Raw genomic sequence first — 24,258 nt, 5'->3', positions numbered from 1 at the left:
GTTACAACATACTTTAAAGGGATAGTCTCGTCATGACCATTAACTTCCGCCATAGTGCACTGCAATTAAGCGTGGCTGCGCTGTTCTCCTCTGCTTTTATGGCTAACGCTGCTGATATTCCGCAGGTCAAAGTCACTGTGACAGATAAACAGTGCGAACCGATGACCATTACGGTTAACGCCGGGAAAACACAGTTCATTATTCAGAACCACAGCCAGAAGGCGCTGGAGTGGGAGATCCTCAAAGGCGTGATGGTGGTGGAAGAGCGGGAAAATATCGCCCCTGGTTTTAGCCAGAAAATGACGGCAAATTTACAGCCTGGTGAATACGATATGACCTGCGGTCTGCTGACAAACCCGAAAGGGAAGTTGATCGTCAAAGGTGAGGCAACGGCGGATGCGGCGCTGAGTGATGCGCTGTTAAGTCTTGGTGGTGCAATTACTGCATATAAAGCGTATGTCATGGCGGAAACCACACAGCTGGTGACCGACACCAAAGCCTTTACCGACGCCATCAAAGCAGGCGATATCGAAAAAGCGAAAGCACTGTATGCGCCGACGCGCCAGCACTATGAGCGCATTGAACCGATTGCTGAACTGTTCTCCGATCTGGATGGCAGCATTGACGCCCGTGAAGATGATTACGAGCAAAAAGCCGCCGATCCGAAATTCACCGGTTTCCACCGTCTGGAAAAAGCATTGTTTGGCGATAACACCACCAAAGGGATGGATAAGTATGCTGACCAGCTTTATACCGATGTGGTCGATTTGCAAAAACGCATCAGTGAACTGGCTTTCCCACCTTCAAAAGTGGTCGGCGGCGCAGCCGGACTGATTGAGGAAGTAGCAGCCAGCAAAATCAGCGGTGAAGAAGATCGCTACAGCCACACCGATCTGTGGGACTTCCAGGCTAACGTTGAAGGCTCGCAGAAAATTGTCGATCTGCTGCGTCCACAACTACAAAAAGCCAACCCGGAACTGCTGGCAAAAGTCGATGCCAACTTCAAAAAGGTCGATACCATTCTGGCGAAATACCGAACCAAAGACGGTTATGAAACTTACGACAAGCTGACCGATGCCGACCGTAATGCGCTGAAAGGGCCGATTACTGCGCTGGCGGAAGATCTGGCGCAACTTCGTGGTGTGCTGGGACTGGATTAAGCGTTATGCAGTATGAAGATGAAAACGGCGTGAATGAACCGTCACGCCGACGTTTACTGAAAGGGATTGGCGCGCTGGCACTGGCAGGAAGTTGTCCGGTAGCGCATGCTCAAAAAACGCAAAGTGCGCCGGGGACGCTTTCACCGGATGCGCGCAGTGAAGCGCAGCCGTTTTATGGCGAACATCAGGCGGGTATTCTGACGCCGCAGCAGGCGGCAATGATGCTGGTGGCGTTTGATGTGCTTGCCAGCGATAAAGCTGATCTTGAGCGATTGTTTCGCTTGTTGACTCAGCGTTTTGCTTTTCTGACTCAGGGCGGAGCTGCACCAGAAACGCCAAATCCGCGCCTGCCACCACTCGATTCCGGCATTCTTGGCGGCTACATTGCGCCCGACAATCTCACCATCACGTTGTCAGTTGGTCACTCGTTGTTTGATGAACGGTTTGGTCTTGCGCCACAGATGCCGAAAAAGTTGCAGAAGATGACGCGTTTCCCCAACGACTCGCTGGATGCGGCGTTATGTCATGGTGATGTGTTGCTACAAATTTGCGCCAACACCCAGGACACGGTGATCCATGCGCTGCGCGATATCATCAAACATACGCCGGATTTGCTCAGTGTGCGCTGGAAGCGGGAAGGGTTTATTTCCGATCACGCAGCGCGTAGTAAAGGCAAAGAGACGCCGATTAATTTGCTGGGTTTCAAAGACGGCACTGCCAATCCCGATAGCCAGAATGATAAGTTGATGCAAAAAGTGGTGTGGGTAACGGCAGATCAGCAGGAGCCTGCGTGGACAATCGGTGGCAGCTATCAGGCAGTACGCTTGATTCAGTTTCGGGTGGAATTTTGGGACAGAACGCCACTGAAAGAACAGCAGACGATTTTTGGCCGTGATAAGCAAACCGGTGCGCCGCTGGGAATGCAGCATGAGCATGATGTTCCCAATTACGCCAGCGACCCGGAAGGGAAGGTGATTGCGCTGGACAGCCATATCCGGCTGGCGAATCCCCGCACGGCGGAGAGCGAGTCTAGTCTGATGCTGCGTCGTGGCTACAGTTATTCGTTGGGTGTTACCAACTCCGGGCAACTGGATATGGGGTTGCTGTTTGTCTGCTACCAACACGATCTGGAAAAGGGCTTCCTGACAGTACAAAAAAGGCTCAATGGCGAAGCGCTGGAGGAATATGTCAAACCTATCGGTGGAGGCTATTTCTTTGCGCTGCCGGGTGTGAAGGACGCGAACGATTATCTCGGAAGCGCATTATTGCGGGTTTAATGTTTTTAGGCGTATAAGGCGTTTACGCCGTACCAGGCGTTCGTGCGTTCGTGCGCTGATGCCTGATGCGACGTTTGCGCGTCTTATCATGCCTACAATCGGTGCGGGTTCGGTAGGCAGGATAAGGCGTTCACGCCGCATCCGGCGTTCGTGCGTTGATGCCTGATGCGACGCTTGCGCGTCTTATCATGCCTACAATCGGTGCGGGTTCGGTAGGCTGGATCAGGCGGTCACGCCGCATCCGGCGTTCGTGCGTTGATGCCTGACGCGAATCCTGCTGAAAGCACACAGCTTTTTTCATCACTGTCATCACTCTGTCATCTTTCCAGTAGAAACTAATGTCACTGAAATGGGTGTTTATCGTTAAATATAGGTGAATATATTGTTGCAATGAATGCGAGATCTGTTGTAATTATTAAGTAGCAGCGGAAGTTCCCGGCAGTGATAGTCAGTCACTATGGAGATCGCGGATGGTAACGTCCTGTTCTGGACAATGTTTTGTTAAGCAAAGCTCCACCACTCGCGGAGATTTCTCCTCCGGTAGCAACTTCGTCACTCTGTATTTTTCTCACTTCCTCTCTTTACTCGTGTTACCGACGCCGCAAACGGTGTGCGTAGCCGTTTTTCGGCATTTTATCCAACAGCAAACTATGGCTTACAAGGAAGCCAACCCTCTGATGTTCGTGCGCATAATCGCGCTGCCAACGGCGCGTGTGATGAATACAAACAACTCAAGGTGCTCTCCATGGGAAGACAAAAAGCAGTGATCAAAGCTCGTCGCGAGGCAAAACGTGTGCTGAGACGGGATTCGCGCAGCCATAAGCAGCGTGAAGAAGAATCGGTCACCTCGCTTGTGCAGATGAGCGGCGTAGAAGCCATTGGTATGGCCCGCGACAGTCGCGATACCTCGCCCATCCTCGCGCGAAATGAAGCGCAATTGCACTATCTGAAGGCTATTGAGAGTAAGCAGCTGATATTCGCCACCGGCGAAGCCGGGTGCGGAAAAACCTGGATCAGTGCAGCAAAAGCGGCAGAGGCCCTGATACATAAGGATGTCGACAGGATTATCGTCACCCGTCCAGTTCTGCAAGCCGATGAAGATCTTGGTTTCTTACCTGGTGATATCGCAGAAAAGTTTGCTCCCTATTTTCGCCCGGTCTACGACGTGCTGGTCCGTCGCTTAGGGGCTTCCTTTATGCAGTACTGCCTGCGACCGGAAATAGGGAAGGTGGAAATTGCGCCGTTCGCCTATATGCGTGGACGTACCTTTGAAAATGCAGTCGTCATTCTTGACGAGGCGCAGAATGTGACTGCCGCGCAAATGAAAATGTTTTTAACCCGCCTCGGGGAGAACGTGACGGTTATCGTCAACGGTGATATCACGCAATGCGATTTGCCTCGCGGCGTGCGCTCCGGATTAAGTGACGCGCTGGAACGTTTCGAAGAAGATGAAATGGTCGGGATCGTCCGATTCGGTAAAGAGGATTGCGTACGTTCGGCACTTTGCCAACGTACGCTACATGCATACAGTTAAGTGTATTATCGGCGCAGAGCCCGGGCGAACCGGGCTTTGTTTTGGGTGTTTATGCCCGGACTAGCGCTTTTTCTGAAACAACCATTTTTATTTGCCCCTGGCTGGTGAAGTGTACGCTCATCCTGTGGCTTTTTTGTAGTTGCTGATAGAGCTCATCAGGTATTGCTAAGCTCTCTGCATATTCTTGCGGCGTATATTGGTAGGCTGCATGATGCTGCTGTTTTTGAAAACGCAGCTTATTGTACAGCGCCCAGACAATTAACACGACGGCATTCGCCACTGCCAGCAAAAAATAGAACTGAAGTCGGCTTCTGGCCTCACTTTGCCAGTAATAACCCGTCAGCAGATCCATGGTGAATAAGAATATGAACAAAGCAAATAATGTCCATAAGATGGTTGTGGCAACATAATCAACCATTAAACGTACTGGCGATTGTCGGGTCGTAATAATTAAATTGTTCATATTAACCTCTCAGAATCCCTCGATCGGGACTTACCCAACGGGCGCGTTGCTTTTTAGGCATCAACATGACTCGTGTAAATGATACCAATGTCGTTGCCAGGCTCAGCATCCAGAAGATAACCGGGAACCAAATAATCCAGAAAAGCGATGAAGTCAGATTATGCTCATAGCGATTCTCGATCATCAGGCTGACAATAAATTGCAGTAAACATAACGTACACAATAATATTCCGGCAGTATGTGTCGCAGCGATATGTGTCAATTCAATATTTAACGGTACACCTGCAAGTTGGACTGCGTAAATAATGAAACCGACCAGGCAGGTAAAGGCCCATATTGTCGTCAGACAGTATTCAAAAAACAGTGGCCACATTCGAAAGTTTTCTTTGCGCCATAGCCTTGTCATATTTTTGAGGAATACTTCTGCACCGCCCTGAGCCCAGCGCAGGCGCTGTTTCCACAGCCCTTTTAACGTTTCAGGCATTAATATCCAGCACAGCGCCCGTGGCTCGTAAAAAATCGTCCACTGATTCAACTGCAGCTTCCAGCTAATATCAATATCTTCGGTGATCATATCGTCACTCCAGTAACCCACTTCTGCCAGGGCGCTGCGACGAAATGCGGCAATAACACCAGAAACGGTAAATACGTTTCCATAGATACGCTGGGTTCGCTTGATCAAACCAATAATTGAGGAATACTCGCCAACCTGAATTTTACCCACCAGGGTAGAACGTGTTCGAATACGAGGATTACCGGTTACGGCACCCACACGCGGGTTGTACAACATCGGTTCCACAATATATGCCGCCGCATCGCGGTCTAATAACGCATCGCCATCAATGCACACCAGATATTCACTTTTCGCCGCGGCAGCTCCGGTTTTAAGCGCAATGGCTTTCCCCTGGTTTTGCGCCAGATGAATGACCCGCAGGTGGGGAATTTGTGCAGCCATGCGATCCAGGATGGCACGGGTTTTGTCTGTTGAACCGTCATTTACGGCAATAACTTCAATGTTCTCATAACGCTGTGCTAAAGCGGCGTGTATGGTTTCCTCAACGTTTTTCTCCTCATTAAAACAGGGAATGATAATGGAGATAGACGGATTATCTTTCAACTGGGGAGCTGGTGCGTTTTCTCCCCACGGCCAGTGGCGTTCACGATAGACCCAGAAATAGACGCCGCCAACAATCCACATAATGGACATAAAAAACGGCCAGAAGAAAACGAACCTCATCATCAGTTCACCAGAGTGAAAGTACGCTACGCATAGGGGTATGCATAACACCAGACATAATATAAAAAACGATACGATGCGATTAATCATTTTTCGGATACCAGGCTGTTGAAAACTCAGGACGAATAACGTCTATTTCAGGTTGGTTATGCAGAAAATTGTCGGGATAATAACCATAGTTTTTCATTCCATTCAGTTGTAATAGGCTCATCCAGTGAGCGAGTTGTTGCGAAGAAATAGCCTGATGCTGACCATTTTTCTGCCAGTTTTGTGCCTGTAATTCTAAAATAGATTTGTCTTTAGCCTGAGGGATGTTTTTAATTTGATTGGTCAATTGTATTAACCATTGGTCAGCCGATTTTTCTGCGACACCTTCCATATAAGGCATAGCCATAATAGCGGTCCAGTCATAGCTTTTTAGGAAATCAGCATAATTCTGTGCAAACCAGGCTTCACTTTCAGGTTGTATTACCGGAAGTGCAAAAATATTTCGTGCAGTTTTAACATGTGGACCGCGAATGGCTTTTACGCGCGCACTAAGTTCTAAAGTGAAGTCAGTTAACGCACGACTTTTAAAGCGGGTCCACTGTTTAAATTGCTCCGGGTTTTGTCGAATTTCGCTCAGACTCCCGCTAAAGCCTGCTTGCTGATAAGCCGTGATAGCCGGTGCACTGGCATCTTCATAATCTGAAAGCAAAGCATCATCGTGGAACAATATGCCATCAAAAGCAGCATGTCCGGCAAGATCTTCATATAACATGCCAACTTGTGCTCTGACCCTGTCATCAAAAGGAGATAGACGGCGATATTGTTCAGGATGAATTTGTGCTTTTTTCTCCCCTGTTGGTAAATATTTTACTCGCGTTAATGTGGGATCTAAATCCCAGCTTAATACCGGCATCCACGCATAGATGTTTACACCTGAGCGGGTACGTAATTGCCAGGCAACCCGACTAAAAATATCTGCTTTCATTGGTAGCAAACGATTTGGAAACCAGACCTCTTTGACCAGCCCATCACCATCGGGATCAGCAAATGCCTGCAAATACACGGTTGATATTTGCATATCTTTCACCCGCTGAATTAGCACATCAATATTGCGATCCATTTGCTGGCGGTTTTCGTCATAAACGTAATCAAGATCGATATGCATTACCCGTTGTGATGATTTTTCCTGTACGGTAATAATTTGCTGGGCAAACTCTTTTAATGAGGGATTATTGGCGATTAATACTCGCGGAATGGAATCCAATTGTGACGCATTTGCCAAACCTGATTCAAGGGTGAAGAACATGTCATAACCGAGTTTTTTTAATTCCTCTATCGCTATGCCATTCGCTTCGCCATAAGGCCAAACAAAAACGTGTGGATTTACCTTAGCCTTTGTACGCAGGTATTCCGTCATTTTTACAGCATCCAGACGAATTCTTTCCCGGTATTCTGCTGCGGTTTCATACCGTGCGTGGTCAGTAAAATATGCACGATTTACATATACAGGCAATAAGCTGCCGGTGGCATTAGCCTGAATACCGTAGTGAGAATTCCATGTATGAGAAGCGAGCTCAACGAGCCGGGAACGCGCAACTTCTCGCACTTGTTGCCACGTGGCAAAATATTCTCGATCGACCATCTCATCGCCAAATTTTACTTGTTCATCCGCTGGCGTATCGACCCAACTGCCGACGGGGGCCCATACAGCAGGCCACTGGAAGGCCTGAAGAATTGGGAAGACGCGGGTATAAAAACTCTGGTAGCCGTCATCAAAAGTCAGCACTACTGCTTTTTCCGGTAGCGGTTTTCCTCCTCGATGTGCTTCACGAATTTGAGCAATACTGACCGGTTGATAACCGTTCTCGCGCAGCCAGGCAAATTGTTCACGCAGTGCTGATGTCCGCACTGACATAAAACGCTGGTCGGCAGCTTCGTCTTCAACGTTATGCCATGAAATCGCCACAAAACCATTATGCGGCCACGGTTGCTCGGCGAGTAAAGATTCGCGATCCTGTGGCGGTATAAATGATGTTCTTGACTGGCTAATGCATGCAGTGAGCATAATTATACTCACCAGCATCAGGAGATATTTATTTCCATTACGTAACATATTTATCCTTAAAATCTGAATGTCATATCGAATTCAACGTATAAGTTGTGTTCTCTGTCACCGTCATAAGGTCGTTTTTCCCAGCGTAGCGTTGCGCCAGCATCAATCACGTCATTCCAGCTAATGCGTTGCCCGTAGCCGAGTTGGGTGACGACATCCGTGCCATAATGTTTTTGCCAGGAGGCACCAACACCTGCGCTGAAGATTTGCTCCCAGCTATTTTCATAGCTTCGCCATAACAAATGACTTGCCTCAAATGCCGGAACAATATCGAACATTTTTATAGGGTTGTAGTATGGGGTGTCGTGTTCTGTATTTTGTTCGTAATACAGATTGGGGAGGAAATCGACAATCAAATATGGTGAAGACCAGATGCGTTCCTGACCCTCAAGTGAGACTTCATGACGCTGATTACTGTCAGAAAAATCAGTGAAAGCCCAAGAGACACCGTACTTACGCCGCTCATTTTGATACCAGCGAACATAAGCCTGTGCACTGTTGCCTGTAACACCATTTTTCATTGCCCGTAATGGAACGCGGTGAGAGAGGCGTTCCAGTTGCGAACCAATACGCCAGTTATCATTAAAATCATACCAGCCAGACAGGCGCGCGCCGGGTTTATGCTCATGATTGAAAAAGCGTTCGGTGTACTCCGCCTCAAGCCAGATATTACGTGACCGCCACTCAACACCCGCAAGCCAGTCGCGAATAATCCCTTTTCCTTCGCTAAATTGTCCATCGGCATAACCGAATCCAGCAAAACCGCGCCAGTTATCATTCAGCGGTGGTGAATAAACGATGGTGGTTAAGTCGACATCATGTTTGCCACTATCCGGACCTTCGGCATCAATTCCTGTTGAACCAGCGATACGAAGCTCTGCAAGATTATGTACATCAACCGCACGTTTTAAACGTACAACGCCGGGATCTTGCGGTTCACGTTCGACAACATCGTGCGTTAAGACCGCTGCCTGCTGCCATTCTTGTAACGTTAATGCTGTCCAGGCTTGTTCAACCTCCAGATTAATATTACGTGGCTCGATCACTTCTGCTTTTTTTAATTCATTTTCTGCCGCACGAGGCCAACCGCGGGCTTGTAACACACTCGCGTAATCAATGCGCAGTCCCTGATTTCCTGGTGCGTTATAAGCAAGCTCTCTGGCTGTCATTTCAGCCTGAGGAAGATCATTACTATATTTTGCTACGGTTGAGAGAAACGAATGCCCCTGTAACCAGGTATCATTCGGGATGCTCGTAGGCGTGCCCATTAACCGAAGGAAAGGCGGCGAAGTATTAATGGTATGTTGGGTGACAGTTAGCGCGCCGGGATAATTTTCACTCTCCAGGTGGCTGTAAAAGAGATCCGCAAGTTCTTCATCGGATAAATCCGGGGCAATGGTCTCCTTGTGATAAAAGAGCTCTGTCATTATTGACTGTGCTTTTTTTGGCTGATGTTCTTTGAGATAAGCCGACGCAACCCAATATTGCGCCCAGGGCGGAATAATTTGCCCCGTCTTTTTTAAACGCTGATAGTGAGAAATAACGTCTTTATAACGATCGCGAGTTAATAACGCGCCAAGATGATCAATCTGAATACGCTGGTACTGGGCAGTGCGGTCAGGGTTATCATGCCACAGAATTTCTAATGCAGCGTATTGGGCGAGGGCGCGATCGGCAATGGCATAACGTTCACTTTCACTGCGCGTAGGCATAAACGACAGTCTGACCAGTTCGGCATGAATATCAGCGCGAATATCTGGCGTTAAATTGGCATCGTCAATCGCGGCAGCAAGTTGATTATTCCGTAATGCCTGCACGTATTCTGTGGGATATTGTTGCGTTAAGGCATTTTCAGGTAATGACCCTGTCATCGCCCGTAATTCATCCTCATGCCGCCCCGCCAGTTTATAGATATAGGCTTCTGCGAGTAAATTAGCTTTGTCCGGTGCTCCAGAGTTAAGCTGCTTAAGTTTAACCAGCGCAGAATCATAGTGACCCGCATCTGCCAGGGTTAAAATTTGTCCCCGTTGATAATCCTTATTTTGCGACTCCAGAGAGAGTGCCTTTTGCCACAGTGTAAGCGAGTTTTGCCATTGTTGCAGGTTACGATAAGCGACGGCGACAGCTGCATAACCACGCGCTGGTAATTGCTGATGACGGTAGCGGTTGTAAACGGTAATAACCTGTTTATCTTGCCCGGCCCATAAGGCAATCTGTAACCAGTCAGCAATTTGGTTATTACTGAGTGCTGATTTTTGTGCAAACCATAACAAAGCTGGCTGAGTATTTCCCTTGCGAGCTTCGATAATCAATGCATCATAGGCATTATTAACAGCACTCTTCGCCGCGGGACTCGCTGCTAAAAATGCGGCAGTAAGAATTTTCAAAGCCCATTTGGTTTTCGGGCACCTTTTTCTGCTACTTGAATACATCCTGTATTACTCCATGTATTGCCAAAATCTCTCTCTGTATCTAATTACAGGTAACTGAAACGAAAGATATTTTTTTGCACATCATAATCCGTTATTAAACGCGGAAGAGAGACGTGAATTGTTGATGATGAGAAGAAGAAATGATGAGTAGAGTATCCATATAAAATCCTTTTCTCGCCCGAAAATCCATTCCAATGATGAGGAACTTCAGGAATACGGCATAAATCCCAATGCCTTTTTCAAAATAAATTAGGATTAAAATAATTAAATCAGTAAATTCCGATGCATGATATCGGATTTTTCGAAAGTCCTGATGAAATGCAGCGTTACTGTACTCACGGATTCAATTGTTATTCCTAATATATCTATGAATTAATGTTTTATAAGGATTTCCTTATAACCATTTATATGTATTTGCAAGCCTGTCTTGTCGCGAAGAATGTATAAAGCACTAAGGTAATAATAATTGCGGTCTGCAACTATCATCATTGGTATTGTTTGTGGTGGATTTTTATATTGACAACAGTACAGTTCTTATATCTATTAGTGACAGAAAGGGATCTACAACCTACAGATTGGTGTAGCTTTATGGAAAAAGACTATTTGGGAATTAGTAGTACTGTATTGGTGAGCTTATTGTTTGGGCTTGCATTCGTTTTGGTAAATAGTTGGTTTAATCAGCCAACCGTTGAGGAGGTTGTTCCACGATCAACCTATCTAATGGTTATGATTGCTTTATTTTTTATCGATACCGTTGCATTTATTTTCATGCAATTGTATTTCATTTATGATCGTGTGCAATTTTCAAACTGCATACTTAGTTTAGCGTTTCTGAGTTGTTTGATTTACTTTGTTAAAACTGTCATTATCATTCAGCAATTTATTGAGGGGCATTTGATAAGCAGCGTTGTACAAAATGATATTGCAATTTATTATTTGTTTCGTCAGATGAGTTTGTGCATGTTAATATTGCTAGCGCTGGTGAATAAAGTTAGTGAAAACAATAAGAAACGCTGTTTTTTTTCCAAAAAAATGACATTGTGTATAAGCCTATTTTTTATTTTTGGGGGGGCGGCAGTTGCTCACATGCTAAGTAGTCATTATGATGACTACAGTTTACATATTGCCGAGTTAACAAATGAAAATGGTCAGGTAGTCTGGAAAACCTCATATGTTACCATAATGATTTTCATGTGGTTAATCTTGCTTTTGGTTAATCTATACTTTAATGGTTTACGCTGTGATATCTGGAATGGAGTATCAGTGATTGCTTTCTGTGCCGTGCTGTATAATATCTCTCTGTTATTTATGAGCAGGTATAGTGTGTCCACTTGGTATATTAGCCGCACTATTGAAGTAGTCAGTAAATTAACCGTTATGGTAATATTTATGTGCCATATTTTCAGTGCGCTACGAGTAACAAAGAACATTGCCCATCGCGATCCATTAACTAATATATTTAACAGGAATTATTTTTTCAATGAACTGAAGGCTCAATCAGCATCAGCCCAAAAAACGTCTTATTGTGTCATGATTATGGATATCGATCACTTTAAAAAAGTTAACGATACGTGGGGGCATCCGGTTGGCGATCAGGTGATAAAAACAGTGGTGAGCATCATTGGGAAAAGCATACGACCAAATGACCTTTTAGCACGCGTTGGCGGCGAAGAGTTTGGCGTCTTGCTGACGGAGACCGATACTGAAAGCGCGAAAGTTTTAGCCGAAAGGATAAGGGCAAATGTAGAGCGTTTGACAGGCGATAATCCTGAATACGCCATACCGCAAAAAGTGACGATTAGCATTGGCGCTGTGGTGACTCAGGGAAGTGCGTTAAATCCGAATGAAATCTATCGAATGGCTGATAATGCACTATATGAAGCGAAAGAAACCGGACGTAATAAGATAGTTGTAAAAGAGGCAGAAATTCTTATCAACTGCAAGGATGATGATTGAGTTTGTCGCCAGTTGTCGAACCCCGGTCGGGGCTTTTCATCCCCCGGTGTGTGCAATATACGAAAAAAAAGCCCGTACCTTCGTACGAGCTCTTCTTTAAAGATGGCGGTGAGGGGGGATTGACTCGCTTCGCTCGCCCTGCGGGCAGCCCGCTCACTGCGTTCACGGTCTGTCCAACTGGCTGTCGCCAGTTGTCGAACCCCTGTCGGGGCTTTTCATCCCCCGGTGTGTGCAATATACGAAAAAAAAGCCCGTACCTTCGTACGAGCTCTTCTTTAAAGATGGCGGTGAGGGGGGATTGACTCGCTTCGCTCGCCCTGCGGGCAGCCCGCTCACTGCGTTCACGGTCTGTCCAACTGGCTGTCGCCAGTTGTCGAACCCCTGTCGGGGCTTCCCATCCCCCCGGTGTGTGCAATATACGAAAAAAAAAGCCCGTACCTTCGTACGAGCTCTTCTTTAAAGATGGCGGTGAGGGGGGATTGACTCGCTTCGCTCGCCCTGCGGGCAGCCCGCTCACTGCGTTCACGGTCTGTCCAACTGGCTGTCGCCAGTTGTCGAACCCCTGTCGGGGCTTCTCATCCCCCCGGTGTGTGCAATATACGAAAAAAAAAGCCCGTACTTTCGTACGAGCTCTTCTTTAAAGATGGCGGTGAGGGGGGGATTCGAACCCCCGATACGTTGCCGTATACACACTTTCCAGGCGTGCTCCTTCAGCCACTCGGACACCTCACCAAATTGTCGTTCCTGTCGTGCTGGAACGGGCGCTAATTTAGGGAAATCATGACCTGAGGTCAACAAACTTTTTTAAAAAATCGCGCGTTTATTCAAACTTCAATCAATATGCAGTTTTAATAAGCGAAATCTGCTTTTTTTGCCACCGACCACGGATTTGTTATGCTGGTGGCCTTTGTAGATCATAACGATAAGTGCGAATAAATTTCGCGCAACGCTTTTCGGGAGTCAGTATGGACATCATCTTTTATCACCCAACGTTCGATACCCAATGGTGGATTGAGGCACTGCGCAAAGCGATTCCTCAGGCAAGAGTCAGAGCATGGAAAAGCGGAGATAATGACTCTGCTGATTATGCTTTAGTCTGGCATCCTCCAGTTGAAATGCTGGCAGGGCGCGATCTTAAAGCGGTGTTCGCACTCGGGGCCGGTGTTGATTCTATTTTGAGCAAGCTACAGGCACACCCTGAAATGCTGAAGCCTTCTGTTCCACTTTTTCGCCTGGAAGATACCGGTATGGGCGAGCAAATGCAGGAATATGCCGTTAGTCAGGTGCTGCATTGGTTTCGACGTTTTGACGATTATCGCATCCAGCAAAATAGTTCGCATTGGCAACCGCTGCCTGAATATCATCGGGAAGATTTTACCATCGGCATTTTGGGCGCAGGCGTACTGGGCAGTAAAGTTGCACAGAGTCTGCAAACCTGGCGCTTCCCGCTGCGTTGCTGGAGTCGAACCCGTAAATCGTGGCCTGGCGTGCAAAGCTTTGCCGGACGGGAAGAACTCTCTGCATTTCTGAGCCAATGCCGGGTATTGATTAATTTGTTACCGAATACCCCTGAAACCGTCGGCATTATTAATCAACAATTAATCGAAAAATTACCGGATGGCGCGTATCTCCTCAACCTGGCGCGTGGTGTTCATGTCGTGGAAGATGACCTGCTCGCGGCGCTGGATAGCGGCAAAGTTAAAGGTGCAATGCTGGATGTTTTTAATCGCGAACCCTTACCGCCGGAAAGTCCGCTCTGGCAACATCCACGCGTGGCGATAACACCACATGTCGCCGCGATTACCCGTCCCGCTGAAGCTGTGGAGTACATTTCTCGCACCATTGCCCAGCTCGAAAAAGGGGAGAGGGTCTGCGGGCAAGTCGACCGCGCACGCGGCTACTAATAAAGCATCAGGTTTCCTGCTATCCTTGGCGGGAATTGAATACAGGAGAGAGTTATGTATCCCGTCGACCTTCATATGCATACCGTTGCCAGCACGCATGCATATAGCACATTGAGTGATTACATTGCCCAGGCCAAACAAAAGGGCATTAAACTTTTTGCGATCACCGATCATGGCCCAGATATGGAAGATGCGCCGCATCACTGGCACTTCATTAACATGCGTATCTGGCCGCGAGTGGTTGATGGGGTTGGGATCCTGCGCGGCATCGAAGCTAACATTAAAAATGTTGACGGTGAAATTGACTGCAGTGGCAAAATGTTTGATTCGCTGGATCTGATTATTGCCGGTTTTCATGAGCCGGTGTTTGCGCCGCATGACAAAGCGACCAATACGCAAGCGATGATCGCCACTATCGCCAGCGGCAATGTGCATATAATAAGCCATCCCGGAAATCCGAAATATGAAATAGATGTTAAAGCCGTTGCTGAAGCAGCTGCGAAACATCAGGTGGCGCTGGAAATCAATAATTCCTCATTTTTACACTCACGTAAGGGCAGTGAAGACAACTGTCGTGCGGTAGCCGCAGCGGTACGTGACGCTGGAGGTTGGGTGGCATTAGGCTCGGATTCTCACACCGCGTTTACCATGGGTGAATTTGAAGAGTGTCTTAAAATCCTCGACGCGGTAGATTTTCCGCCAGAGCGCATTTTGAATGTTTCTCCGCGCCGCTTACTGAACTTCCTTGAATCTCGTGGTATGGCACCGATTGCGGAATTTGCAGACCTTTAATTACTAGTCATGGAAATATATTAATGAACGAGTTTTCTATCCTCTGTCGTGTGCTGGGTTCGCTCTATTACCGCCAACCGCAAGATCCTTTACTGGTGCCGCTGTTTACCCTGATTCGTGAGGGGAAACTGGCTGCGAACTGGCCACTGGAGCAGGATGAGTTACTGACACGTTTACAGAAAAGCTGTGATATGGCGCAAGTCTCTGCCGAATACAATGCGTTGTTTATCGGCGATGAATGTGCTGTGCCGCCATATCGTAGCGCATGGGTTGAGGGCGCGACGGAAGCGGAAGTGCGCGCTTTTCTTTCCGAACGAGGGATGCCATTAGCGGATACGCCAGCCGATCACATCGGTACATTGCTGCTCGCGGCTTCCTGGCTGGAAGATCAGTCAACGGAAGATGAGAGCGAAGCACTGGAAACACTGTTCAGTGAGTATCTGTTACCCTGGTGTGGTGCGTTCCTTGGCAAAGTGGAGGCCCATGCAACTACGCCTTTCTGGCGCACCATGGCACCGCTAACCCGCGATGCTATTAGTGCAATGTGGGACGAGCTGGAAGAAGATTCTGAAGAGTAAATGTGATCTCCATCACTCATAACTGCAACAGATAATTTGTTGTTGCATAAAATGTGTGCTCGATCTCATTCATGGCCGCGTTTTCTGCTATCATGCGCGGCATGAACATACTTCTCTCTATTGCAATCACAACAGGCATTCTCTCCGGTATCTGGGGATGGGTGGCTGTTTCCCTGGGCTTACTAAGCTGGGCGGGCTTCCTGGGCTGTACGGCCTACTTTGCCTGCCCGCAAGGTGGGCTGAAAGGGCTGGCGATCTCCGCTGCAACCCTGCTTAGTGGCGTGGTGTGGGCGATGGTCATTATTTACGGTAGTGCACTGGCACCACATCTGGAAATTCTCGGTTATGTCATAACCGGTATTGTCGCGTTTCTGATGTGTATTCAGGCGAAACAGCTGCTGCTTTCATTTGTTCCGGGGACGTTTATAGGCGCATGCGCGACGTTTGCCGGGCAGGGTGACTGGAAACTGGTGTTACCTTCGCTGGCGCTTGGACTGGTATTTGGTTACGCAATGAAAAACAGCGGCTTGTGGCTGGCGGCGCGTAGTGCAAAGACGGCTCACCGTGAGCAGCAAATCAAAAATAAAGCGTGAGGGGCACTCACGCTTTCGCTTGAACAGTAAAATGCCGGATGATAATTCCGGCATTTTTATCTATCAGGATTCCGGTGGAACCGACATATGGCGGTATTTCACCAGAATGTCATTCTGCCGTTCTGCTTTGTTCTGCAAATCCCAAAGACCGCGGTCGATACCATCATTAATCAGGAAAATGACGCCTGTTTCGATAGCCGACATAAGGCACAGCATAACGGGTTCGTTCGAGGTGTAACCTACTTCCCCTTCCAGCAAGCGCTGGTAGTCAATAAAGCGGAAGACCCCCGCCTGAACTTCATAGGAAAGTATCGTCTTACTGGTGTTCACCGAGGAGAGGATCTCACCGGTACTCACATTGACGACACGCAGGTTCACGGCAATCTGATCGAGCTGGTATTGCGTGTCTGCACCGATCCCAAAATATCTTGCCCCAACACCGCCCGATTTAACGTTGCTTTCATAACCGATAATCGAACCTTCAACCATGATATTTGCCGCCGTTAAAGATTGCAGCGGGATTCGGTTATTAATGGCAACCGTGCCGTTTTCTTGTGCTGCACGAATAATCTTGCGCTCGTTAAGCAGGTTTTGTAAGCCCTGGCGCTCCAGCGGTATAAACCAGCGAGAATCTTTCAATGCCGTGACCAGCATTGCCGTGGCGCTTTGCGGAACAGCAGTGGAGAAGTTACTTGCCGGGTAGGGTTTAAATTGCCCGGTTTCGTCCTGAATGTTGTATACCGAAACAAAGATCTTACCCGTCGGCGCTGGCAGATGGGTCAAATCTTTGTAGCTCTGAGCACGAGGCATTAATGTCGGTCTGGCGGCTTCTTTAGGCGGGGCGGTTAAGCATCCGCTCAGTAACATGACGGCAACCAAAAGAAATAAGCGCTGCATGATTATTTTCCTTATGAAGCTGGGGCTTAAAAATCGGTTGAGTTATTTTGTAAACCCGAAACCTGGATGGTCGAGGTTTGTCCGGTTTTGCGATCCGTCACATTCAACTGCAATTGACCATCGCGGTTAGCGATATCGACAATATAATCGTTGGTCACCATGCGGCCCGGTTTACCGGTATTAATATTCGACAGTAGCCCACCTAAAATTTGTGACTGGATGGCCTGGGTAAAGTTATCTAACGCTGATGGCGTTTCAATACCAAAGTCATCGTTATAGCTCGGATCTTTATAAGAGTTTTGTGCCTGGGCGCTATTTAATAAAAAAGCACCGTTATTTGGGTTACCACCAAAGTTTGGATTACGGAACTGGAAAGTCATGGTTCCAGCCCAACTTAAAGGCGAAATAAGCATGAGTAGAACTACTGCATGTTTGACACGCATTGCAGCCTCCGAACAATTTTTTATTTAGAATTCATCATGCGCCAAATCGCCCGTACTCAATAACGCCTGATTTATCTGGCGACGATTTAGTGCTTCTTCAGTTTGAATCAGTGCAAAGACGACAGTTTTTTCGAAGTCTCTTTTCAACGGGAATAAAAAAGTCTGGAAAATAACGTCCTGATTGACCGTTATTGTGATCCAACTTCCCCATCGTGCACTGGGCCTTTCATTAATCGTTAAGTTACCCGTATAGTCACTTTCCCATTTATCACTAAAGGCTCGGTAAAAATCATGGCCAATAGATGAAACAGTATGGTCAGTTAACAAGCCCGGGACTTCTACCTCAACGGCGTGAAGATTCCCTGCGGCGAACAGGAATTCTGCCGCCACAATCCAGCGTAAATAACGTTTCATGGCTTTATCGCCTGAGGTTATCGTTTGCCCAGGAAACCGCTTGAGTCCGGTTTTTTACGGCTATCTTCTTGAAAAGATTATAAAGATGCGTTTTAACCGTATTTTCGCTGATGAACAACGAACGAGCGATCTCGTTATTAGACGCGCCGATACGCAGCTTATTCAGGATCTCTTTTTCCCGATGAGTAAGGAGGGCTGATTCCGTGCTGTTATAACGATAGTTACCTGAATGCGTAATCAGGTAACTGGCAAGCTTTTGCGTAAAGTAGCATTCGCCGCGCAGGACGCCTTGCAACCCATTGACAACACGTTCTTGATCCTCCATGGCATAAAAAACGCCGTTGATATGAGGCCAGTTTTCAATGTCGCGGTACGGGTAATCTTCAGGCGTATTTAGCAACAATATTTTGATATTGTTGTTTTTCCTGCTCAAAGTATCCTGCCAATAATGGATAAGCTTTTTATCCGCTTCCATCATATCCAGAAGAATAATAGAACCTGAAGATATATCGTCCAGAGAACGTTGAATATTATGTAATTTTCCTGTAATTGCCAGCGATTGTTTAAGGTGCTGCAAGAGAGCTGTCGCCTGCAAAGAAGGTTTAGTGATCAACAATAATGTATGACCATGGATACTATGGACTTCATTAAACATGATGAAACCCCGCTTTTTTTATTGATCGCACACCTGACAGCTGCCTCTAAAATAGAAGCACCAGAAGTACTGACAGATGTTGCACTGCTGTGTGTAGTAATAAATCAGCCCTAAATGGGTAAAATATAAAACTAATGGATTACATCTGATTTCAATCTAGCCATTACAAATCTTAAATCAAGTGTTAAACATGTAACTAAATGTAACTCGTTATATTAAAATGTTAATCTTAAGGTTTTGTTAAGTTTAGAAATGATAGAAAAGTTGTACATTTGGTTTTTCTTGCACAATTTTAAAAAATCATACAAATGGTGCTAACTTGCTAATAATGCATATAAAAAATATTTCGGTGTAGTCCTTTCGTCATGTAAAACGTTCTTGTTTTTTCTACACACCTCCGTGGACAATTTTTTACTGCAAAAAGACGAGGTTTGTCACGGCTTGTGCGCAAGACATATCGCAGCAATCAGCGACGGGCAAGAAGAATGACTGTCTGGTGATTTTTGATTGCGGAAAACCGAAATTTAAAAGAAAACAAAATATTTTTTTTGCGTAGATAACAGCGTATTTACGTGGGTTTTAATACTTTGGTATGAACAAAAAAAGAAAAATACAACGCGCGGGTGAGTTATTAAAAATATTTCCGCAGACATACTTTCCATCGTAACGCGGCGTTAACAAAATACAGGTTGCGTTAACAACCAAGTTGAAATGATTTAATTTCTTAAATGTACGACCAGGTCCAGGGTGACAACATGAAAAACAAATTGTTATTTATGATGTTAACAATACTGGGTGCGCCTGGGATTGCAGCCGCAGCAGGTTATGATTTAGCTAATTCAGAATATAACTTCGCGGTAAATGAATTGAGTAAGTCTTCATTTAATCAGGCAGCCATAATTGGTCAAGCTGGGACTAATAATAGTGCTCAGTTACGGCAGGGAGGCTCAAAACTTTTGGCGGTTGTTGCGCAAGAAGGTAGTAGCAACCGGGCAAAGATTGACCAGACAGGAGATTATAACCTTGCATATATTGATCAGGCGGGCAATGCCAACGATGCCAGTATTTCGCAAGGTGCTTATGGTAATACTGCGATGATTATCCAGAAAGGTTCTGGTAATAAAGCAAATATTACACAGTATGGTACTCAAAAAACGGCAATTGTAGTGCAGAGACAGTCGCAAATGGCTATTCGCGTGACACAACGTTAATTTCCATTCGACTTTTAAATCAATCCGATGGGGGTTTTACATGAAACTTTTAAAAGTAGCAGCAATTGCAGCAATCGTATTCTCTGGTAGCGCTCTGGCAGGTTCTATTCCTCAGTATGGCGGTGGTGGTCACCATGGCGGTGGCGGTAATAATAGCGGCCCAAATTCAGAGCTGAATATTTACCAGTACGGTGGTGGTAACTCTGCACTTGCTCTGCAAACTGATGCTCGTAACTCTGACTTGACTATTACCCAGCACGGTGGCGGTAACGGTGCAGATGTTGGTCAGGGCTCTGATGACAGCTCAATCGATCTGACCCAACGTGGCTTCGGTAACAGTGCCACTCTTGATCAGTGGAACGGTAAAAACTCTGAAATGACTGTTAAACAGTTTGGTGGTGGTAACGGTGCTGCAGTTGATCAAACTGCATCTAACTCTAGCGTAAACGTTACTCAGGTTGGTTTTGGCAACAACGCGACCGCTCATCAGTACTAATTTATATTTCGTATTACAGAAACAGGGCGTAAGCCCTGTTTTTTTTCGGGAGATGAATATGAATGCGTTATTACTCCTTGCGGCACTTTCCAGTCAGATAACCTTTAATACGACCCAGCAAGGGGATATGTACACCATTATTCCTGAAGTCACTCTTACTCAATCTTGTCTATGCAGAGTACAAATATTGTCCCTGCGTGAAGGCAGTTCAGGACAAAGTCAGACGAAGCAAGAAAAGACCCTCTCATTGCCTGCTAATCAACCCATTGCTTTGACGAAGTTGAGTTTAAATATTTCCCCGGACGATCGGGTGAAAATAGTTGTTACTGTTTCTGATGGACAGTCACTTCATTTATCACAACAATGGCCGCCCTCTTCAGAAAAGTCTTAATTTGTTGAAATATCGAGCATAAGATGAATCTGGAGAGAATGGTCTGCTGCGGATCAGCCAACCTGAAAGTATGGATAACACAACCCTCAAGGATGACTAATCATTGAGGAAATAGAATAAATGTTCAGATCTTTTTTAAACTCTCTTATGCTCGGCAGTTTGTTTTTTCCTTTTATTGCCATCGCAGGAAGCACCGCGCAAGGGGGCGTGATCCATTTTTATGGCCAAATTGTGGAACCGGCATGTGACGTCAGCACCCAGTCATCACCCGTAGAAATGAACTGCCCACAGAATGGCTCTGTTCCGGGCAGAACCTATTCCAGCAAAGCGTTAATGAGCGGCAATGTCAAAAACGCGCAAATAGCCTCAGTAAAAGTGCAGTATCTTGATAAACAGAAAAAGCTGGCTGTAATGAACATCGAATATAACTAAGTTTCTGAACAACTCACCTTGCTGAGCAGAAAAATGCGATTTAACCAAAAAGCCTGCTGTACACTTAAGAAACAAGAAGGTGTAAGGAGGCGTTATGAAAACGCGTATTCATGTTGTGCAGGGTGATATTACCAAACTGGCCGTTGATGTGATTGTGAATGCGGCTAATCCGTCATTAATGGGAGGCGGCGGCGTCGATGGAGCCATTCATCGCGCAGCGGGTCCGGCCCTTCTGGATGCCTGTTTAAAAGTCAGGCAACAGCAGGGCGATTGCCCTACGGGGCATGCCGTTATTACGCTTGCAGGCGATCTTCCCGCTAAAGCCGTAGTGCACACCGTCGGGCCAGTCTGGCGTGGTGGTGAACAAAACGAAGACCAGCTTTTGCAGGATGCCTATCTCAATAGCCTACGACTGGTGGCGGCAAACAGCTATACGTCAGTGGCTTTTCCTGCAATTAGTACTGGGGTTTATGGTTACCCTCGTGCGGCAGCGGCTGAAATCGCAGTAAAAACCGTTTCAGAATTTATTACCCGTCACGCTTTACCCGAACAGGTATACTTTGTCTGTTATGATGAAGAAAACGCCCACCTCTACGAAAGACTCCTTACCCAACAAGGAGATGAATGATTTGCCCCGGCTGGCGAGCGCGGTGCTGCCACTGTGTTCGCAACATCCCGGTCAGTGTGGCCTTTTCCCTCTGGAGAAAAGTCTGGATGCGTTTGCCGCCCGGTATCGTCTGGCCGAAATGGCAGAGCATACGCTGGATGTTCAGTATTACATCTGGCAGGACGATATGTCGGGTCGGTTACTGTTTTCCGCCCTGTTAGCCGCAGCAAAGCGTGGCGTTCGCGTCCGTTTGTTGCTGGACGACAACAATACACCCGGACTTGACGACATTTTACGCTTGCTTGACAGTCATCCCCGCATTGAAGTCCGGCTTTTTAATCCTTTCTCGTTTCGCTTGCTACGTCCGCTTGGTTATATCACCGACTTTTCCCGTCTCAATCGCCGTATGCACAATAAAAGTTTCACTGTCGATGGCGTGGTGACGCTGGTAGGGGGGCGAAATATTGGTGATGCCTATTTTGGTGCAGGGGAAGAGCCACTTTTTTCGGATTTAGATGTCATGGCAATAGGACCAGTTGTAGAGGACGTTGCCGATGATTTCGCCCGCTACTGGTATTGTAAATCGGTTTCACCCTTACAGCAGGTGCTGGATGTCCCGGAAGGTGAAATGGCGGATCGCATCGAGTTACCCGCCTCCTGGCATGACGATGCCATGACGCATCGTTATTTACGCAAAATGGAATCCAGCCCTTTTATAAAACATCTGGTTGATGGAACGTTGCCGCTTATCTGGGCGAAAACACGTTTATTAAGTGATGATCCGGCGAAAGGGGAAGGCAAGGCAAAACGGCATTCACTGTTACCGCAACGCCTGTTCGATATCATGGGCTCACCCAGTGAACGCATCGATATTATCTCTTCCTATTTTGTACCGACACGCGCAGGTGTGGCGCAACTCTTACGGATGGTGAGAAAAGGGGTAAAGATTGCGATCCTAACCAATTCTCTTGCCGCTAACGATGTTGCTGTCGTCCATGCCGGATACGCGCGCTGGCGCAAAAAATTGCTCCGCTACGGCGTGGAATTATATGAACTCAAGCCGACGCGTGAACAAAGTAGTACGTTACACGATCGCGGCATAACCGGTAATTCCGGTGCCAGCCTGCATGCTAAAACCTTTAGCATCGATGGTAAAACGGTGTTTATTGGCTCTTTCAATTTCGATCCACGTTCGACATTGCTCAATACTGAAATGGGGTTCGTGATAGAGAGCGAAACGCTGGCACAGTTAATTGATAAACGCTTTATTCAGAGCCAGTATGATGCGGCCTGGCAGCTCCGTCTGGACAGGTGGGGGCGGATCAACTGGGTTGATCGTCATGCAAAGAAAGAAATTGTTCTCAAAAAAGAACCCGCTACCAGTTTCTGGAAGCGGGTTATGGTCAGACTGGCGTCGATATTGCCTGTGGAATGGTTATTGTAAACGCGGCTTAACGGGCTGGTGCTTTATCGTTCTCACGCTTAACAACCGGTTTACCAGAGAACAAAAACTTCAGTAACGGGATGCGTAAATGAATTTCATACAGAATTATCGCAATCCCTACTACGAATATCAGGCCACAGAGAAAACCAAGCCAGTTGGAGGTGATGTGCGGTGTAATGTACGCGCCGAAAAACAGCGTTAACGGGTGGTGAACCAGATAGATAAATAGCGATGCGTTAACAAAGTAAGTCACCCGCGCTGACTGGAAGTTAAGCAAACGGTGGCCGAAGGAGAAGACCACATTCACCATCCACAGACCGAGGACCATCGTGATCACCGACTCGGTTTCGTACATCCAGGCATCGCCACTGCCATAGCGCTGGTTGAGTAAGTAAGCGACAAATGCCAATGCTGCTGCAAGGGTACAGCCACGAGACGGCGTGGTAAACAAGGCTTTAAGATGAGGGAAAATGAAAGCCAGTGCGCCGAGGATAAAGAACGGCAAATAAAATAACGTTTGCATGACAATAAAATTGAACATGCCGTTACTCAGAATGGGTGGATACACAATAAAAATCGTTCTTCTTATTACCGCATAACCGATGCCGAGGCACAAAAAAATCACCGATAATTTTACCATCGAGAATTTTTTATTCGTTTTATCAGAATTTTCTAAATTATTTCTGATGCGTTTAAATATCCATACGCACAGCGTCGTCATGACCACTAACACCAGTAAAAACCACAGGTGTGATATTAATTCCCAGGCCAACGTATTATATTTGTCATACAATGACAGCCCAGGCCAACTTTCCGCTTTCCCTTTGACGTATTGCAGCATAATAAATTGCGGCAATGTCAGTAGGGGGATGGCTGTTAACATCGGGATCCCTACACGTTCGACACGTACTTTCCACCATTTTTTCAAGGGATAGCGTAAAAAAAGCATGTAAGAAAAGTACCCGGATATAACGAAAAATACCTGCATGCGGAACGAGTGGATGAAGTCATTAAAAAGGGTCAGCCATAATGACGGTTCGGCGCTATTCACATGCCATGTATGGCTCGAATAGATTAAAGAAATATGAAAAGGGATCCCTAACAACATCAGCCAGGCGCGGATGGAGTCGAGGAAATATTCACGTTGCGCGGGTACTGGGTTCATATATGGTTAACTAATCTCGGATTTTTCGTCTTATCCCTGTCGGGTTATGCCTTTAGGCTTGTTGCCATAGCGACAC

The 24,258-nt window shown here is 46.7% G+C and carries 24 protein-coding genes, 1 tRNA gene and 1 other RNA gene; 14 read left to right on the top strand and 12 right to left on the bottom strand.

The genetic code is table 11. The features are described from left to right. The first annotated feature begins 32 nt into the window (after positions 1-32). Together efeO and efeB are read left to right on the top strand one after the other, a co-directional pair. The gene (efeO, locus tag AACU19_RS07965; protein ID WP_105278059.1) at positions 33-1,160 is read left to right on the top strand and encodes an iron uptake system protein EfeO; all 1,128 of its coding nucleotides are present in this window, start codon (positions 33-35) and stop codon (positions 1,158-1,160) included. Between the two features lie 5 nt (positions 1,161-1,165). After that, positions 1,166-2,437 (top strand): iron uptake transporter deferrochelatase/peroxidase subunit, encoded by a 1,272-nt coding sequence (efeB, locus tag AACU19_RS07960; RefSeq protein ID WP_105278058.1) that lies wholly within the window; start codon positions 1,166-1,168, stop codon positions 2,435-2,437. 130 nt (positions 2,438-2,567) lie between these two features. On the opposite strand, the gene AACU19_RS07955 is transcribed toward efeB, so the two are convergent. Continuing rightward, a complete protein-coding gene (locus AACU19_RS07955; RefSeq protein ID WP_157945109.1) occupies positions 2,568-2,738 on the bottom strand; it encodes a hypothetical protein in 171 nt (56 codons plus the stop codon). Positions 2,739-3,182: 444 nt separating this feature from the next. Here AACU19_RS07955 and phoH point away from each other — a divergent pair, with 444 nt between their 5' ends. Then, positions 3,183-3,971 carry a phosphate starvation-inducible protein PhoH gene (phoH, locus tag AACU19_RS07950; RefSeq protein WP_000533536.1) on the top strand — a complete coding sequence of 263 codons (789 nt, stop codon included), beginning with the start codon at positions 3,183-3,185 and terminating at the stop codon, positions 3,969-3,971. Positions 3,972-4,020: 49 nt separating this feature from the next. Here the strand turns inward: phoH and pgaD are convergent, their stop codons facing one another. The 4 genes from pgaD to pgaA are packed head-to-tail and all read right to left on the bottom strand — an operon-like array spanning position 4,021 to position 10,204. After that, positions 4,021-4,434, bottom strand: a complete 414-nt coding sequence (gene pgaD, locus AACU19_RS07945) for a poly-beta-1,6-N-acetyl-D-glucosamine biosynthesis protein PgaD (protein WP_001061101.1) — start codon at positions 4,432-4,434, stop codon at positions 4,021-4,023. A 1-nt stretch (position 4,435) separates the two neighbouring features. Continuing rightward, positions 4,436-5,761 (bottom strand): poly-beta-1,6-N-acetyl-D-glucosamine synthase, encoded by a 1,326-nt coding sequence (gene pgaC, locus AACU19_RS07940; protein ID WP_000610451.1) that lies wholly within the window; start codon positions 5,759-5,761, stop codon positions 4,436-4,438. Then, on the bottom strand, positions 5,754-7,772 hold the full coding sequence (pgaB, locus tag AACU19_RS07935; protein WP_039021520.1) for a poly-beta-1,6-N-acetyl-D-glucosamine N-deacetylase PgaB: 2,019 nt from the start codon (positions 7,770-7,772) through the stop codon (positions 5,754-5,756). The genes pgaC and pgaB overlap by 8 nt, the downstream gene beginning before the upstream one ends. A gap of 8 nt (positions 7,773-7,780) precedes the next feature. After that, entirely contained in the window at positions 7,781-10,204 is a 2,424-nt protein-coding gene (pgaA, locus tag AACU19_RS07930; RefSeq protein WP_105278057.1) for a poly-beta-1,6 N-acetyl-D-glucosamine export porin PgaA, read from the bottom strand. 588 nt (positions 10,205-10,792) lie between these two features. On the opposite strand from pgaA, the gene AACU19_RS07925 reads away from it, so the two are divergent. Then, on the top strand, positions 10,793-12,160 hold the full coding sequence (locus AACU19_RS07925; protein WP_000409829.1) for a GGDEF domain-containing protein: 1,368 nt from the start codon (positions 10,793-10,795) through the stop codon (positions 12,158-12,160). Positions 12,161-12,623: 463 nt separating this feature from the next. Here the strand turns inward: AACU19_RS07925 and AACU19_RS07920 are convergent. Both AACU19_RS07920 and AACU19_RS07915 read right to left on the bottom strand, forming a co-directional pair. Then, a non-coding RNA gene (locus AACU19_RS07920) (RtT sRNA) lies at positions 12,624-12,759 on the bottom strand. Between the two features lie 45 nt (positions 12,760-12,804). Further along, a tRNA-Ser gene (locus AACU19_RS07915) sits at positions 12,805-12,892 on the bottom strand. A 233-nt stretch (positions 12,893-13,125) separates the two neighbouring features. Between AACU19_RS07915 and ghrA the strand changes: the two genes are divergently transcribed. The 4 genes from ghrA to AACU19_RS07895 all read left to right on the top strand — a co-directional run bounded on the left by ghrA (position 13,126) and on the right by AACU19_RS07895 (position 16,027). Then, positions 13,126-14,064 carry a glyoxylate/hydroxypyruvate reductase GhrA gene (gene ghrA / locus AACU19_RS07910; RefSeq protein ID WP_032171099.1) on the top strand — a complete coding sequence of 313 codons (939 nt, stop codon included), beginning with the start codon at positions 13,126-13,128 and terminating at the stop codon, positions 14,062-14,064. Between the two features lie 54 nt (positions 14,065-14,118). Next, positions 14,119-14,856: a zinc-binding phosphatase gene (gene ycdX, locus AACU19_RS07905; protein ID WP_000283664.1), complete on the top strand. Its 738-nt coding sequence runs from the start codon at positions 14,119-14,121 to the stop codon at positions 14,854-14,856. 23 nt (positions 14,857-14,879) lie between these two features. Further along, positions 14,880-15,434, top strand: a complete 555-nt coding sequence (gene ycdY / locus AACU19_RS07900) for a molecular chaperone YcdY (protein WP_001001911.1) — start codon at positions 14,880-14,882, stop codon at positions 15,432-15,434. 101 nt (positions 15,435-15,535) lie between these two features. Then, positions 15,536-16,027 (top strand): DUF1097 domain-containing protein, encoded by a 492-nt coding sequence (locus tag AACU19_RS07895; RefSeq protein ID WP_001340063.1) that lies wholly within the window; start codon positions 15,536-15,538, stop codon positions 16,025-16,027. A 63-nt stretch (positions 16,028-16,090) separates the two neighbouring features. On the opposite strand, the gene csgG is transcribed toward AACU19_RS07895, so the two are convergent. The 4 genes from csgG to csgD are packed head-to-tail and all read right to left on the bottom strand — an operon-like array spanning position 16,091 to position 18,436. After that, on the bottom strand, positions 16,091-16,924 hold the full coding sequence (gene csgG / locus AACU19_RS07890) for a curli production assembly/transport protein CsgG (RefSeq protein WP_001189321.1): 834 nt from the start codon (positions 16,922-16,924) through the stop codon (positions 16,091-16,093). A 26-nt stretch (positions 16,925-16,950) separates the two neighbouring features. Next, positions 16,951-17,367 carry a curli production assembly/transport protein CsgF gene (gene csgF, locus AACU19_RS07885; RefSeq protein ID WP_001264088.1) on the bottom strand — a complete coding sequence of 139 codons (417 nt, stop codon included), beginning with the start codon at positions 17,365-17,367 and terminating at the stop codon, positions 16,951-16,953. 24 nt (positions 17,368-17,391) lie between these two features. Beyond that, positions 17,392-17,781 carry a curli production assembly/transport protein CsgE gene (gene csgE / locus AACU19_RS07880; RefSeq protein WP_000833288.1) on the bottom strand — a complete coding sequence of 130 codons (390 nt, stop codon included), beginning with the start codon at positions 17,779-17,781 and terminating at the stop codon, positions 17,392-17,394. A gap of 4 nt (positions 17,782-17,785) precedes the next feature. Beyond that, positions 17,786-18,436, bottom strand: a complete 651-nt coding sequence (gene csgD, locus AACU19_RS07875) for a biofilm master transcriptional regulator CsgD (protein WP_000481500.1) — start codon at positions 18,434-18,436, stop codon at positions 17,786-17,788. A 755-nt stretch (positions 18,437-19,191) separates the two neighbouring features. Here csgD and csgB point away from each other — a divergent pair. The 6 genes from csgB to clsC all read left to right on the top strand — a co-directional run bounded on the left by csgB (position 19,192) and on the right by clsC (position 23,017). Continuing rightward, positions 19,192-19,647 (top strand): curli minor subunit CsgB, encoded by a 456-nt coding sequence (gene csgB, locus AACU19_RS07870; RefSeq protein WP_001360656.1) that lies wholly within the window; start codon positions 19,192-19,194, stop codon positions 19,645-19,647. Between the two features lie 40 nt (positions 19,648-19,687). Next, positions 19,688-20,143 carry a curli major subunit CsgA gene (gene csgA, locus AACU19_RS07865; protein WP_000771423.1) on the top strand — a complete coding sequence of 152 codons (456 nt, stop codon included), beginning with the start codon at positions 19,688-19,690 and terminating at the stop codon, positions 20,141-20,143. Positions 20,144-20,201: 58 nt separating this feature from the next. Further along, complete coding sequence (gene csgC, locus AACU19_RS07860) at positions 20,202-20,534, top strand: curli assembly chaperone CsgC (protein WP_000992818.1); 333 nt, start codon at positions 20,202-20,204, stop codon at positions 20,532-20,534. 120 nt (positions 20,535-20,654) lie between these two features. Next, positions 20,655-20,966, top strand: a complete 312-nt coding sequence (ymdA, locus tag AACU19_RS07855; RefSeq protein ID WP_105278056.1) for a protein YmdA — start codon at positions 20,655-20,657, stop codon at positions 20,964-20,966. Positions 20,967-21,060: 94 nt separating this feature from the next. Next, the gene (ymdB, locus tag AACU19_RS07850; protein WP_000857405.1) at positions 21,061-21,594 is read left to right on the top strand and encodes an O-acetyl-ADP-ribose deacetylase; all 534 of its coding nucleotides are present in this window, start codon (positions 21,061-21,063) and stop codon (positions 21,592-21,594) included. Beyond that, entirely contained in the window at positions 21,536-23,017 is a 1,482-nt protein-coding gene (clsC, locus tag AACU19_RS07845; protein WP_123057622.1) for a cardiolipin synthase ClsC, read from the top strand. The genes ymdB and clsC overlap by 59 nt, the downstream gene beginning before the upstream one ends. A gap of 7 nt (positions 23,018-23,024) precedes the next feature. Here the strand turns inward: clsC and mdoC are convergent, their stop codons facing one another. Then, a complete protein-coding gene (gene mdoC / locus AACU19_RS07840) occupies positions 23,025-24,182 on the bottom strand; it encodes a glucans biosynthesis protein MdoC (RefSeq protein WP_001070350.1) in 1,158 nt (385 codons plus the stop codon). Positions 24,183-24,258 lie beyond the last annotated feature (76 nt).

It is taken from the genome of Escherichia sp. MOD1-EC4550, from assembly GCF_963876935.1.
GTDB classification, from domain to species: Bacteria; Pseudomonadota; Gammaproteobacteria; order Enterobacterales; family Enterobacteriaceae; genus Escherichia; species Escherichia coli_F.
The sequence above is the reverse complement of the archived record's forward strand: the minus strand, read 5'-3'. Positions and strand labels throughout refer to the sequence as shown.

Coding starts and splice junctions, on each gene's coding strand:
- csgF (WP_001264088.1), bottom strand. CDS start 17,367: ATGCGTGTCAAACATGCAGTAGTTCTACTCATGCTTATTTCGCCTTTA.
- csgE (WP_000833288.1), bottom strand. CDS start 17,781: ATGAAACGTTATTTACGCTGGATTGTGGCGGCAGAATTCCTGTTCGCC.
- ymdA (WP_105278056.1), top strand. CDS start 20,655: ATGTTCAGATCTTTTTTAAACTCTCTTATGCTCGGCAGTTTGTTTTTT.
- csgB (WP_001360656.1), top strand. CDS start 19,192: ATGAAAAACAAATTGTTATTTATGATGTTAACAATACTGGGTGCGCCT.
- clsC (WP_123057622.1), top strand. CDS start 21,536: ATGATGAAGAAAACGCCCACCTCTACGAAAGACTCCTTACCCAACAAG.
- ycdX (WP_000283664.1), top strand. CDS start 14,119: ATGTATCCCGTCGACCTTCATATGCATACCGTTGCCAGCACGCATGCA.
- AACU19_RS07955 (WP_157945109.1), bottom strand. CDS start 2,738: ATGAAAAAAGCTGTGTGCTTTCAGCAGGATTCGCGTCAGGCATCAACG.
- efeO (WP_105278059.1), top strand. CDS start 33: ATGACCATTAACTTCCGCCATAGTGCACTGCAATTAAGCGTGGCTGCG.
- csgC (WP_000992818.1), top strand. CDS start 20,202: ATGAATGCGTTATTACTCCTTGCGGCACTTTCCAGTCAGATAACCTTT.
- pgaB (WP_039021520.1), bottom strand. CDS start 7,772: ATGTTACGTAATGGAAATAAATATCTCCTGATGCTGGTGAGTATAATT.
- AACU19_RS07895 (WP_001340063.1), top strand. CDS start 15,536: ATGAACATACTTCTCTCTATTGCAATCACAACAGGCATTCTCTCCGGT.
- ycdY (WP_001001911.1), top strand. CDS start 14,880: ATGAACGAGTTTTCTATCCTCTGTCGTGTGCTGGGTTCGCTCTATTAC.
- csgA (WP_000771423.1), top strand. CDS start 19,688: ATGAAACTTTTAAAAGTAGCAGCAATTGCAGCAATCGTATTCTCTGGT.
- csgD (WP_000481500.1), bottom strand. CDS start 18,436: ATGTTTAATGAAGTCCATAGTATCCATGGTCATACATTATTGTTGATC.
- phoH (WP_000533536.1), top strand. CDS start 3,183: ATGGGAAGACAAAAAGCAGTGATCAAAGCTCGTCGCGAGGCAAAACGT.
- ghrA (WP_032171099.1), top strand. CDS start 13,126: ATGGACATCATCTTTTATCACCCAACGTTCGATACCCAATGGTGGATT.
- pgaA (WP_105278057.1), bottom strand. CDS start 10,204: ATGTATTCAAGTAGCAGAAAAAGGTGCCCGAAAACCAAATGGGCTTTG.
- ymdB (WP_000857405.1), top strand. CDS start 21,061: ATGAAAACGCGTATTCATGTTGTGCAGGGTGATATTACCAAACTGGCC.
- pgaD (WP_001061101.1), bottom strand. CDS start 4,434: ATGAACAATTTAATTATTACGACCCGACAATCGCCAGTACGTTTAATG.
- mdoC (WP_001070350.1), bottom strand. CDS start 24,182: ATGAACCCAGTACCCGCGCAACGTGAATATTTCCTCGACTCCATCCGC.
- csgG (WP_001189321.1), bottom strand. CDS start 16,924: ATGCAGCGCTTATTTCTTTTGGTTGCCGTCATGTTACTGAGCGGATGC.
- AACU19_RS07925 (WP_000409829.1), top strand. CDS start 10,793: ATGGAAAAAGACTATTTGGGAATTAGTAGTACTGTATTGGTGAGCTTA.
- pgaC (WP_000610451.1), bottom strand. CDS start 5,761: ATGATTAATCGCATCGTATCGTTTTTTATATTATGTCTGGTGTTATGC.
- efeB (WP_105278058.1), top strand. CDS start 1,166: ATGCAGTATGAAGATGAAAACGGCGTGAATGAACCGTCACGCCGACGT.